This window comes from Mesorhizobium sp. M0938, from assembly GCF_040319125.1.
Lineage (GTDB): Bacteria > Pseudomonadota > Alphaproteobacteria > Rhizobiales > Rhizobiaceae > Mesorhizobium > Mesorhizobium robiniae.
Window position 1 is genome coordinate 1 of record NZ_JAMYNS010000033.1, and the last position, 12,348, is coordinate 12,348.

At 59.9% G+C, this 12,348-nt stretch carries 11 protein-coding genes and 2 pseudogenes; 10 read left to right on the plus strand and 3 right to left on the minus strand.

Features of this window, described 5'->3' with window-relative positions; genetic code table 11:
* On the minus strand, positions 1-984 hold a 984-nt coding region (locus tag NKH73_RS31355; RefSeq protein WP_352939106.1), incomplete at its 3' end, for a radical SAM protein.
* Between the two features lie 1,010 nt (positions 985-1,994).
* Between NKH73_RS31355 and NKH73_RS31360 the strand changes: the two genes are divergently transcribed.
* The 5 genes and pseudogenes from NKH73_RS31360 (at position 1,995) to NKH73_RS31380 (ending at position 5,369) form a co-directional block, all read left to right on the plus strand.
* Complete coding sequence (locus NKH73_RS31360) at positions 1,995-3,152, plus strand: porin (RefSeq protein WP_352939109.1); 1,158 nt, start codon at positions 1,995-1,997, stop codon at positions 3,150-3,152.
* Between the two features lie 33 nt (positions 3,153-3,185).
* A pseudogene (locus NKH73_RS31365) lies at positions 3,186-3,432 on the plus strand (thiazole synthase); the annotation flags it as partial.
* Positions 3,356-4,120 (plus strand): annotated as a pseudogene (locus tag NKH73_RS31370) (thiamine phosphate synthase). The pseudogenes NKH73_RS31365 and NKH73_RS31370, both read left to right, overlap by 77 nt.
* A complete protein-coding gene (locus NKH73_RS31375; protein ID WP_352939112.1) occupies positions 4,020-4,394 on the plus strand; it encodes a bifunctional hydroxymethylpyrimidine kinase/phosphomethylpyrimidine kinase in 375 nt (124 codons plus the stop codon). The pseudogene NKH73_RS31370 and the gene NKH73_RS31375 overlap by 101 nt, the downstream one beginning before the upstream one ends.
* 480 nt (positions 4,395-4,874) lie before the next feature.
* Positions 4,875-5,369 (plus strand): MaoC family dehydratase, encoded by a 495-nt coding sequence (locus tag NKH73_RS31380; RefSeq protein WP_352442323.1) that lies wholly within the window; start codon positions 4,875-4,877, stop codon positions 5,367-5,369.
* A 790-nt stretch (positions 5,370-6,159) separates the two neighbouring features.
* On the opposite strand, the gene NKH73_RS31385 is transcribed toward NKH73_RS31380, so the two are convergent.
* Together NKH73_RS31385 and NKH73_RS31390 are read right to left on the minus strand one after the other, a co-directional pair.
* Positions 6,160-6,636, minus strand: a complete 477-nt coding sequence (locus NKH73_RS31385; RefSeq protein ID WP_352939116.1) for a type II toxin-antitoxin system VapC family toxin — start codon at positions 6,634-6,636, stop codon at positions 6,160-6,162.
* Positions 6,633-6,935, minus strand: coding sequence for a hypothetical protein (locus tag NKH73_RS31390; RefSeq protein WP_352939120.1), 303 nt, complete (start codon positions 6,933-6,935; stop codon positions 6,633-6,635). Before NKH73_RS31390 ends, NKH73_RS31385 begins: the two co-directional genes overlap by 4 nt.
* A 409-nt stretch (positions 6,936-7,344) precedes the next feature.
* On the opposite strand from NKH73_RS31390, the gene NKH73_RS31395 reads away from it, so the two are divergent.
* The 5 genes from NKH73_RS31395 to NKH73_RS31415 all read left to right on the plus strand — a co-directional run bounded on the left by NKH73_RS31395 (position 7,345) and on the right by NKH73_RS31415 (position 11,904).
* Positions 7,345-7,650, plus strand: coding sequence for a recombinase family protein (locus NKH73_RS31395; protein WP_352939123.1), 306 nt, complete (start codon positions 7,345-7,347; stop codon positions 7,648-7,650).
* A 290-nt stretch (positions 7,651-7,940) separates the two neighbouring features.
* Positions 7,941-8,270 (plus strand): ArsR/SmtB family transcription factor, encoded by a 330-nt coding sequence (locus NKH73_RS31400; RefSeq protein ID WP_245260337.1) that lies wholly within the window; start codon positions 7,941-7,943, stop codon positions 8,268-8,270.
* Positions 8,271-8,298: 28 nt separating this feature from the next.
* Positions 8,299-9,636: a serine hydroxymethyltransferase gene (glyA, locus tag NKH73_RS31405; protein ID WP_352939126.1), complete on the plus strand. Its 1,338-nt coding sequence runs from the start codon at positions 8,299-8,301 to the stop codon at positions 9,634-9,636.
* A gap of 53 nt (positions 9,637-9,689) precedes the next feature.
* Complete coding sequence (gene metK / locus NKH73_RS31410; RefSeq protein ID WP_352939129.1) at positions 9,690-10,862, plus strand: methionine adenosyltransferase; 1,173 nt, start codon at positions 9,690-9,692, stop codon at positions 10,860-10,862.
* Between the two features lie 49 nt (positions 10,863-10,911).
* Positions 10,912-11,904, plus strand: a complete 993-nt coding sequence (locus NKH73_RS31415; RefSeq protein ID WP_352939132.1) for an adenosine kinase — start codon at positions 10,912-10,914, stop codon at positions 11,902-11,904.
* Positions 11,905-12,348: the final 444 nt, after the last annotated feature.

The following is a 12,348-nucleotide window of genomic DNA, read 5'->3' on the forward strand; positions in this document are numbered from 1 at the left end:
CCCCTGGCCGATGCGGCCGATAGCCGACGCGCCGAAACCGATCAGGGTTCTGCAGGTATCGGCAGAGTAGCCCAACGAGTTACGTCGCAGGCGACCGGTTTCCTGTGCCAGCGCGAGCTCGTCGTCCGGCAAGGCGAAATGGTCGAGCCCGATCTCCCGGTAGCCGGCGGCAACCAGCGTCACGGCGACAGCCGCATACTGTTCAGCGCGGGCAGCGCTGTCGGGAAGAAATTCCGCCTCGATGAGGCGCTGATTCTTTACTTGGGATGGGATGTGCGAGTAGCCGAACAAGGCAAGCCGGTCGGGGCGCATGGCGACCGCCGCCCTCACTGTCTCGACGCACGACTCCACCGTTTGATGCGGCAGGCCGTAGATGAGGTCGAAGTTGATGCGGCTTACTCCATGCCGGCGCAGCACTTCCACGGCAGCCGACGTCTGGGCCTCGCTCTGGATTCGGTTGATCGCTTTTTGAACAATGGGATCGAAGCTCTGTACGCCCAGGCTCGCGCGGTTCACGCCGGCCGCTCCCAAGCGTTCCGCCATCTCGGGCGTGAGCGTGCGTGGATCGATCTCGATGGCGACCGTAGCTGTTTTCGAGATGGCGAAGCGGCATCGCAGGAACTCCATCAGAGCGAGGAACTCGGCTGGTCCGATGAGAGACGGCGTTCCGCCGCCGAAATGTATGTCGCTCACGGGCAGCGTCTTCGGCACTCGCTCCGAAACCAGACGGATCTCGTCACGCAACGCCGCCAGATAGTTGAGGATGGGCGCATCATGGCGGGTGATGGTGGTTGGGAAGCCGCAATACCAGCAGGCTGATCGGCAGAACGGAACGTGCAGGTAGAGTGACACCGGATCATCATCCGGCAGGTTCCTGAGCCATTCCTCATAAGCCTCGGCGCCGACCGCCCCGGAGAACTCCGACACAGCCGGATAGATAGTGTACCAAGGCAGCCGGGCCTCTCGAAATTTCGTGGTCTGCAACGGTCACCGTCCCATGCTGATAACATCCAACCTTACCGCTGCGCTCGCCTGCGTCTTTGCGCTATGTCAGTCCGTTCCGCTTTGGGCTCGAAATTTTTTAGCAATGGGCGCCGTTCAGTCTTGGCTGGACAGCGATGGTCTGAGCGCACTCGGTCAGCGACTGACGATGGTGTTCCCGCCGAAACCCTCACGCGCACCGTTTTGTTCCAGCGTCCCTTCCCTTCATCTGCGCGTGGGAGACTCTTCTGAGCGCAGATGCCGCATCCGATGAGACAATACGGTGTTGGGTCCAGACTTTGCACGCCAGCTACGCCGCCCATAATGATCTCTGCCGTCTCGATGAGCTCGTTGTGTGAATTGCTGGCAAGAAGCATTAGCTGTGGCGCGCCGCTTTCAGGACGAGAACCTGCTCGACGCGACCGTCAGGTCCGCCGCAATGCCAAGGCTGGCGCCTACCGACTCAGTGGTGCAAGGCTGCGGCGCGTGGTTATCGACCATCAGCTCGCCAAAGTGACGGCGTCGTACCGAGCGGTGGCCGCCGCATGATGCCTCAACGGCGGGGCTCGCTCACAGGAAACAATGCCGTCGCCATTAAGCCAAACTGTCGCGAAGCGAACAGACGAACCGTAGCCGAAACGTTTGCCGTTCGTGCTTGGGTGGATCCGCAAGGCAAAAAGAACGGAAGCGCGAACCAAGGTCCGCCCGCACATTTGAGCTTCAAGCCGCATCTGGGTCGTCAGGGTGGCACGTCATTTGCAGTAGTACCCTTTGTGAGGCCCGCCGCGGAGGTGAAAAGGGTAATTGTACAAAAATGTTGTATGATCGTCTGGAGTGATAACTACTTAATAAATGTGACAGCAAGTCTCAACCACATTCTAAATTCTCCTAAGCATTAGCACGGCAGGTGCAGCAACACTCCTAGAATTAAGCTTGGCTCGCTGTCAATCGTTCGCTTAGCAAAAATCATTCATCGGTCTCGATTCCTTTTACTATTTAGACGGAGATCAACAATGACCATTGGGAGCCTCCTCCTCGGCTCAACTGCGGCACTGATCGCCGCTTCCGACGCTCGCGCCGTGATCATCGTCCCCGAGCCTAATCCCACTGAGTACCTCAAGATCTGCGACGTCTACGGCTCCGGCTACGTCTATATTTCAGGCACCGAGACCTGCCTGCGCATCGGCGGCTATCTTAGCTACTACGTGGGCTTGGGCGATGTCGGATTGTTTTACCACGCAAGAACCTCAGATGTGAGGACTGGTGAGGATCAGGGTACATGGCAAAACAACACGCGCTTCACACTGAAAGCTTGGACCGGCCAGGAGACCGAACTCGGCACGTTGAAGACCTACACCGAAATCCGCGTGAATTTCGGTAACCGCCACACTTCGGTTTCGGACAGTTCTCGGTCCTATGCCTTCAACGGAGACAGCATCTTGACTTTCGCCTGGATTCAGCTTGGTGGCCTCCGAGTTGGTAAGGACTGGTCGGCCTTCGACATGTTTATTGGCGGCGCGGGTGACGTACTCAACCAGACGCCGGTTCCGTACGGCGCTTTGGATACCAATGTGGTCCAGTACTACTTCGACGCCGCGAACGGCTTTTCGGCCGTGGTTTCGCTCGAAGAAGGCTCAGGCGTGGTCGGCACAATCGACAACTACGCTCCGCACATAGTCGGCGGCTTGAAATACACACATGGCTGGGGAGGGATCACCGGCGTTGCTGGTTATGATAGCAACTACGAATCGGTAGCCGTCAAGGTCCGTGTCGACATCAATGTCACCGACGAACTGTTGCTGTTCGGAATGTTCGGCTACGGTTCCAATGGCAAGCTCAACGACGACTCCATGAACGCGATCGACGCTCATGGTCGCGGCTTCTATAAGATCTGGGGCGGGAACTGGGCTTTCTGGGCTGGCGCCGCTTACGAGCTCAACGAGACAACTTCGTTCAACCTTCAGCTCTCGGGTGATCAGCTCAAGAACTATGGTGCCGCTGCGAACGTCGCCTATGCGCTTCTTCCAGATTTCACAGTTACGGCTGAACTCGACTATGACCGCTACGGAGGCTCCGCCGTCGGAAAGGTGAAAGCTTCCGAAGTGAACTGGGCCAATGCCAACAAGAAGAGCAGTGTCGGCGGTATCCTGCGCTTCGAACGCTCATTCTAATGCGATGAAGCGTTGAGCTCCGAGGTCCAGTTGATGCGCGGACATTTCCCCTACATTCCGTTTGATTGTGGATGCGTGGCTCGGACGGCCGTCGTACGCGGCGACGTCATGGAGCTCGGGTTCGACGCCGTGCTCCTGAACACGGCGGTCCCGAGGGCGGCCGATCCGGTCGGCATGGCGCGTGCGTTCGGCAAGGGCGGTCGATGCCATTCGTGAAGCTAGCACTGGAATGCTCGAACCGCGCTACTCACCGACGGTCGGCAGGGCTGTCTTCTCATGAAGCTCGATCCCTTCTATCTGAATTTCGACGTGCCGGCTGGGTTGACGGGCTGGCGCCGCTCGGCGTGAGTCTGCTGCAGCTCCGGATAAAGGATATGGACGAGAAAGGACTGCAGACGGAAATCCGCCGCGCGAACGACGCCTGCGCGGTCCATGGTTGCCAAGTGAGCGTCAACGACAATTGGCGCACGGCAATCGAGGAAGGCTGCGACTTCGTCCATCTTGGTCAAAAGGATTTGGCTGCCGCCGATGCTGACGATTAAATACGCCGGATTGAAGCTCGGCCTTTCGATCCACGATCACACCGAACTGGAAACGGCGCCAGTGGCCGAGCCGGAGTATGTGGCGCTCGGCCCATCTATCCAACTAGCCTGAAGCAGATGAAATGGGCGCCGCAAGGGCTCAAGCGGATCAGCGAGTGGAAGCACCAGGTCGCGCCGATCCCATTGGTCTCCATCGGCGGCCTCAACCTGACCGGCTCGAAGGCGTTTTTCGAGGCTGGCGCGGAAAGCGCAGCCGTGGTCACCGACTTTGCGCTGAACGACGCCCCAGAAGCGCGCACGCGAGAATGGATCGAAAGACAGAACAATGGCGCTGGGGCGAGAACCGCATCTGCTCGTTGTTGTCGGGTCAGATTCCCGCGGTGGGGCTGGAATTGCCCGCGAGATCGAGACGATCGCTTGCCTTGACGTGCGCACCTGCCTTTGCTGTCAGCGCGCTGACGGTGCAAACCCAGGAAGACGCCTTGGAATCCAAGTTACGCAACCCGGTCTGGTGACGGATCAAATGCGCGCTGCGCTTCAAGCTAACAGAGTGGCCGGCACCAAGGTTGGCATGCTCGCAACGGCTGAGATCATCGTCGCTGCGGTTGCCGCTGTGCTGCGCGAATATCGGGCGCATCGCTGGCTTCCACGTCAGGCCGAGCGCTTCTTGAAGCAAGCGCCATCCCGCATCATGAAGTAGCATCTGATGCCGCTTTGCCGTGTCGACACCCAATGTCATTGAACTGGCGCTTCTTGCCGGCTCAGAGCTAGCGGCCAATGAGGTCGGCGCGCTTCAAGAAGGACCACAAGCCACCCCGTCTGCTGGACTACTCCTCCACCATTCGAGACACGGATGGTTCCTATCCAGACAATTGATTTTATCAATCTGCGACAATACCGCATAGCGGCGCCGGCGGAATGATCATCCGTAGCAAGACGAGCTGCTTTCGGCGGCTTGCAGGACGCGCACCGCGACCGATTACAAGCCGGCTCGTCTGCAGCCATGTTCGGATCGGCCGCATCGGTGCGCCGAATGAGATTGCCGGCGGAACGCTCTATTCGTGCAGCTGTGACGGCAGTCATCTCACCGGGGCCATCCTGCCGATGGATGGCCGGCAGTCGGTGCAGCATTGGCTGACACTGTTCACGGAATGAAGCCGTCGCGCTTCGGACGGTTGAAATGGAGGACATTAGCGTGGAACCGATCAGTCTCGACGAACTTCTGGCCAGCGTCGGCAAGGAAGTCGGCGTGTCGCCGTGGCGGGTGGTCTCGCAGCGGATGATCGACCAGTTCGCCGAGGCCACCGATGACCACCAGTTCATCCACTGCGATCCGGAGCGCGCCAAGCGCGAGACGCCGTTCGGCGGCACCATCGCACATGGCTTCCTGTCGCTTTCGCTTTTGTCGGCGATGACTTTCCAGACCATGCGGCCGCTCGAAAACTGCAAGATGGGTGTCAACTATGGCTTCGAATCGCTGCGCTTCCTGGCGCCGGTGAAAACCGGATCGCGCATCCGCACCCGTTTCGTACTGGCCGACGTCAAGGTCAGGCCGTCGGGCTGGGTGCAGACGGCGCTGGGCGTGACGATTGAGATCGAGGGCTCGAAAAAGCCGGCGCTGACCGCGCGCTGGTTGACGCTGACGCTGATCAAACGCCAGCCGGAGGCGGCCTGAATTGCTCAACGAGCGTCAGCAGAGACGATCTTCACGTGCCGGGGCGATGTAGGCGACCAGTGCGCACCGATCGGCAACGCGGCCACGGGGGTCGGCTAGATAGAGTGGCAGGAATGCCTAATCGGGGCTCGCATCGATGTATCGGAAGCGCTTCGGCTTTCGGCGCTGCATTCCTTCTTCACGAAGGTCCATGCAGAATTCCCGACCACGGGGTCGAAAGATCGGCTTGTGATCGGAGTGGGCAGATCCTCCCCGACTGAATCTGCCAATAGGGTGTTATCGAGTCAACCGGGTCGAACTTGAGGTCGCGGGTGTCGCTGATCGGCTGCTCGTCGAGCTCGAGAGCTGCCAGCTAGAGGCAGAACACGGCGATGCCAAGAGCTCCGCAGTTGATGTGGACGCCCAGAGCTGGGAGAACAGACCGACGAGTTCCCGGCGGGCGAACTTGCCATTGGTAGCGCGCCAGACCAGTCGCGAGAAAGCCTCGATGAGAAGGCCCCCGAGCCGCACGCGGGATCGACTACAGTGGCGTTTGGCGAGAGGCCTTCGAAGACGAGAGCGAGTGTAAGATGGACGAGCTCGACACGCGTATCGCGCAGTCCCTGCGATCGCGCCTTGTCCGCGGCGCTCGTGCGTGCGAGCTGTTGGTTTATCGAGCTGACTAGATGAACCGGGATGGCATTAAAGCGGAACTGGAAGAGACGTCCCTGGCCGAACTAAGCAAGATCAATCCAGCCATCGCTAAAGGTAGGCGAACACGAGACGTTCGGACTCCGTGCCGCTGAAGTCCTCAAATTGAATCGGCCGGACCGTTGGAGCTATCATCACCCGCTTGGCTTCCAGAGCTACGGAGCGGGTTGATTATCTGAACGTCCTCGAAGTCCTTTCCATTGTCGGTCACTACGACACACTCGTTGGCTTCGGCTACAGCGGCAATGATTGTGTCTAGGGCGCTCCGCGAACGGCCTCTGGCTTTGCCGTTGGCCATCAGCCGCGCCCACACGAGGCCGGCTTTCTCGTCGAACGATAGCACGCGGCCAGCGAACAGCGCTTGCGGGCCTTCGGAGCCCTCGAACCAAGTTTCAAGGCTGCTGCGCGTTTTCCCCTTCGGCTTCTCTAGGATGACTCGGCGAATTTCGGCGACAGTAAGCGAAGCAATGAAGAGGTCTTCGTCCTTCTGCGCGCCCATCCAGGCCAGCAACGAGCCCGAAGGCTCCGGCTTTATGACGTTGCTGATGATATTGGTATCAAGAAGGTAGCGCGTCACAGGTCGATCTTGCGCCCCTCTTCGCGCGGCCGGCTGAGGTCGAGATTGGAGCCAACCAGAGGCGAGCGACGCAACGAGGCGAGAATGCTGCCCGCTTTCGGTGGCTCACCCGCCACGGCTTGCTGTATGATCCGACGAAGCTGTCGGGCATCCGGCCCGCTCTCCGTTAATTTTCGGGCGAGAGTTCGCAGTAGATCGCGGTCTGCGTCGAACGCCAGGATCTCGAACCGCGCGATGCCGCGCTCAGCCAGGCGAGAGCGATAATTCTCGATGGCTCTCTTCTGTGCAGTGTTGCCCATCGCGTGCCTCCGTTCTCTATCCGGATATATAGCCATGGCTTCTTCGGAGCACAAGGTGCCCCGTCATCGGCCAGCACTGGCTCCTGCGCGACGCACGTTATTGATCACAAAGAATTTCCATCTTGTCGAAGCACTGTGATTGGCATCATTGTCGCGAAACGGAGTATTTCGCGTCAGGACAGGAACGCGATCATAGCGCGACCGAAACGTGCAACAGCCGAATAGCTTCGTGTGGTCGCAGGCGCGGCCGCGAAGGGCTGTGCCTGCGTCGCCGAAGCCCGATCGACGCTTCGTCAATCTGGTCCGGCTGCTGGCGCCACAGGCCGCACGGGATTTCGTTCAAGCCGAAACGGATAGCCAAACGCGAGACCGCGTCCCGGAGTAAGGGGCCGCCTCATGAAGGTCGCGCTTGGCGCTCGCTACTCAACTGACAATCACCGAGACGCCTCGATCGAGGATCAGTTGCGGCTCTGCTGCTTGCGTGCTGAAAAAGCAAGGCTGGACAGTCGTCCACAGCAATACCCACCGCGCGATCTGCGGCGCGTCGCTGTTGCGTCCCGGCCTTCAGGAGCTGATCAGCGATGCGATGCAGGGCAAATTCCTGATCGTGCTCGCAGAGGCGATGGATCGCCTGACCATGACCGCTCAAACCGGGAGCAGGCCCGGCTGGGCAAACGTTGCAACAGATCCTTCAAGGAAATTCATAGACTCTTAGCAACTCCGGCTCGCTGTGAATGGTAGGCTTATTGCAACGTCTGAGGTCAGTGGTTCCAAACCGTGGCCCCGCTTGTCTTCGACTCGCCGACCTGCCTGCAATTTCGGCGAAAGGCAAGAAGAGCGCACATTTGTTTGTTCGACACAGGATATCGACGGTCGTCACGGCCACCGAGATTTGCCCGCTCGTTGGACATCCTTCGAAATCTGCAACTTCTGTGGAGAACGCGAAATGAGAAATTCGGCAGGACTTGGTCCTGAGCCATGATGACACTGGTTAGTCGCCTACGCATGGCAGCGCATCCTGACCGCCTTCGAATCCTGGGCCTTTGTGCGCATGCGGACCTAACTGTCTGCGAGCTAGCGGAGATTCTGGGCGTGTGTCGAGAGCGGGTTGCGCGACACGTCCGGCTGCTCGCCAGAGCCGACTTTCTCTGCTGCAACGAACAGCCTCCGTGGCGCTCGTACCATCTCAACGCAGGATCCAACGACGGCGGGCTGGTTCAATTATTGGTCGATCTCCTGCCCCATCGCGACGGCTATCATAAACAGGACCTGCAGCGGCTCGAAGCGGTGCGAGACACGCGGCCGAAGGGGACCGCGTGCTTGATTGTGAAATAGGTCAATTCAATTGGAGCGCGAAGCTACCATGGACAACTCCGCAGACGGCGCGATCGCACAGCCCGACACCCACGGGCGGTCTTCCTTGGCCGCGGTTGATTGCCGCGTTCACGAGCTGCTTCTGAGACAGGAGCGGCAGGAGCGGACGACCCTCAAGCTCATCGCCTCAGAGAACTTTGCGTCCTCGGCCGTGCTGGAAGCGAACGGCTCGATTTTCACGAACAAGTACGCCGAGGGGTACCCCGGTGCGCGCTACTACGCTGGAAACGAGATCGTTGATGAGCTTGAGAATCTGGCCATTGAGCGCCTGAAAACACTATTTGGCAGCGAGCATGCCAACGTCCAGCCTTATTCCGGCTCGCCGGCCAACCAGGCTGTCTATCGTGCGCTTTTGAGTCCCGGTGACAAAGTCATGGGCTTGCCCCTTCCGGAAGGGGGCCATCTGACTCATGGTTGGGCCATCAACTTTTCCGGTACTGACTATCAACGCGTGCCCTATGGGTTGGATGAAACGACACAGCAGATTGACTATGACCGCTTGCGCGAGACAGCCAAGCGGGAACGGCCGCGGCTCATTTGGGTCGGCGGAACTGCTTACCCGCGTGTCTTTGACTACGCGGCAATGGCAGAAATCGCCCTGGAAGCGAACTCCTATCTCGTAGCCGACATTGCGCACATCAGCTGCCTGATTGCCGCGGGAGCGCACCCGAATCCGGTGGGCCATTGCGACGTGGTCAGCAGCACGTCCCACAAGTCGATCCGCGGTCCCCGCGGTGGCTTCATTTTGTCAAGGAACGAAGATCGCTATCAGGCCCTGTATCATACAAAGAGCAAATACAATCTCGCCAGACGAATAGACCGGGCGGTCTTCCCTCACCTGCAAGGCGGGCCTCACATGAATGCCATCGCTGCGCTAGCGGTTGCCTTGCACGAAGCCGCGAACCCGTCCTTCCGAAGCTACGGCCAACAGACGGTCAAGAACGCCAAGGCTCTGGCACATGCACTGCTTGAGCGAGGTCATGACCTGGTGACCGGGGGGACGGACAATCACATGCTGATCCTTGATCTTCGCAATCGGCCACTATCGGGCAAGGCCTATGCCGAGCGACTAGCAAAGGCAGGAATCATCACAAACTTTAATATGGTGCCTGGCGACCCGCGGGATCCGGCGGTCACAAGCGGAATTCGCCTGGGGGCACCAGCAGTGACGTCAATGGGCATGCGCGATGTGGAAATGGAGCAAATTGCTGGCTTCATTGACTCCGTCCTCCAGCGGCCAGACGACGAAGATCTCCATGCCTGCGTGCGAAGAGACGTTGCCGACTTGTGCGCTGCGTTCGAGGTCCCGGGCATCTCCGACAAGTAAGGTGGGCCAAGCAAAATGCCCATACCACATCCAACACCCGAAGCGAGGTATTCATGGCTAGGCAGTTCGTGTTCTCTTCCGAATCGGTTGGCGCGGGGCACCCGGATAAGTTGGCCGACAACATCTCGGATGCCATCCTCGACGCCATCCTCCGCACAGATCCCAAGGCGCGCGTCGCCTGTGAAGCGTTGGTAAAATCAGGGATAGTCGTTCTGGCTGGCGAGATTACCAGCGATGCCCAGGTGGATTACAGCCAAGTTGCGCGCGATACGATTCTCGACATTGGGTACGACGACGAGGCCGTCGGCTTCGACGGCCGGCGTTGCTCCGTCGTCCATGCCCTCACCGAGCAGTCGCCCGACATCAGCCAAGGCGTTGACGAGGGAAGAGGGCAAGACCTCCAGCAGGGAGCGGGAGATCAGGGCCTCATGTTCGGCTACGCATGCCGCGAAACCGATACCCTGATGCCTTTGCCGATCCAGCTCGCTCATCGCTTGACGAAACGGCAGGCGTATGTCCGGAAGGCACAGCTTGGCTGGTTGCGTCCTGACATGAAATCCCAAGTCTCAGTGCGCTATGAGGGGTTGCGCCCGGTCGCCCTGGATACCATCGTCGTGTCGACGCAACATGACGAGCAGGTCTCGCAAGAGACTGTCCGCGAGGGCGTCATTGAGGAAGTCATAAAGCCTGTCCTGCCGACCCACCTGGAGACGGAAGGCATCAGAATTCTGGTCAACCCGACGGGGCGGTTCGTAGTCGGCGGGCCGCGCGGCGACTGCGGTCTCACTGGACGCAAGATCATCGTCGATTCCTATGGCGGGATGGGTCGTCATGGCGGCGGCGCCTTCTCGGGCAAGGACCCGTCCAAGGTTGACCGCTCGGCTGCCTATGCGGCCCGCTATGTCGCAAAGAACATCGTCGCCAGCGGACTTGCGGACGTGTGCGAGGTGCAGCTTGCTTACGCAATCGGCGTGGCCAGTCCGGTTTCCGTCATGGTCAACACGTTCGGGACAGCCAGGGTTGAGGAAAGCAGGATCGAGCGCCTCATTCTTGAGTTGTTCGATCTCAGACCGAAAGGCATTATCAAGATGCTTGATCTCTTGCGCCCTATATACCGCAATACAGCCACCTATGGCCATTTCGGCCGTGAAGAGCCTGATTTCACCTGGGAGAAGACAGACAGGGCGGACGAATTGCGTCGCGAGGCAGGACTAGCCGCCCCGTGAAGCCGCCGGCGAGCGAATTGGCAAGCGGAAAGCCCAAGCGGAGATTTTGATGCCGGATTATGACGTGCTTTGCATCGGCAATGCCATTGTCGACATCATCGCCCAGTGCGACGAGGAATTCCTCGAGACCAACGGCATCATCAAGGGCGCGATGAACCTCATCGACACACAACGCGCCGAACTGCTCTACAGCCGCATGGGTCCGGCGATCGAGGCGTCCGGCGGCAGCGCCGGCAACACGGCGGCCGGCGTCGCCAGCTTTGGCGGCCGCGCCGCCTTCTTCGGCAAGGTCTCCAACGATGCGCTGGGCGAAATCTACGCGCACGACATCCATGCGCAGGGCGTCGCCTTCGACACCACGCCGCTCAAGGGTGAGCCGCCGACGGCGCGTTCGATGATCTTCGTCACCCCCGACGGCGAACGCTCGATGAACACCTATCTCGGCGCCTGCGTCGAGCTTGGGCCGGAGGATGTCGAGGCCGACAAGGCGTCTGGCGCCAAGGTCACCTATTTCGAAGGCTATCTGTGGGACCCGCCGCGCGCCAAGGAAGCAATCCGGCAGACGGCGAAGCTGGCGCACGCGGCAGGCCGCGAAGTCTCCATGACACTGTCGGATTCGTTTTGCGTCGACCGCTACCGCGACGAATTCCTCGACCTGATGCGTTCGGGCACGGTCGATATCGTCTTTGCCAACAGCCACGAGATCAAGTCGCTCTACCAGACATCGTCGTTCGACGAGGCGCTGGCCCAGATCCGCAAGGATTGCCGGATCGCCGCCGTGACCCGCTCGGAAAAAGGCTCGGTGATCGTGCGCGGCGACGAGACCGTGGTGATCAAGGCGACCGCCATCAAGGAACTGGTCGACACGACGGGCGCCGGCGATCTCTATGCCGCCGGCTTCCTGCATGGCTACACGCAAGGTCGCGACCTCAAGACCTGCGGCGACCTTGGCTCGCTGGCGGCCGGCCTGGTGATCCAGCAGATCGGCCCAAGGCCAAGGCAGAATTTGCGCCGCGAGGCGGAACGGGCTGGGTTGCTGTAGATGCGCGGGCAACTAACCAGCCGCCCTACTGACGCGATCATCGCAGTGGCGGAACTGTGTCAAAGCTCGCTGATAGCGACAGCCATTCGCTTCGGAGAACTGACCGATTCTGCTGCCGTGAAGCTCGCTGGAAGAGCGGTGCAAGGCGGGCTTGCCTTGATGGCATTCACCGTCATCGAGATCGCCACCGGCATTTTCCAGAAGCTCAGCTTGGGGAAGGCCAGTAAGGTTCCTGAGGTAACGGAGAACTCGCGGCGTCCGTCGGAGCACTTGACTTGCGATCACGTCCCACGATGCCGAATGCGGGCAGACTGGTTCGCCATTGGTATGGGACCAGCGGAATTGGCAGCAGGGCTTCATCTTCGTCAATCTCGACGAGGCGCCGGATGTGGAGCCCGGCATTCGCGGATGTCAGGAAGTGCTCGCCTGGCTGGTATTCACATC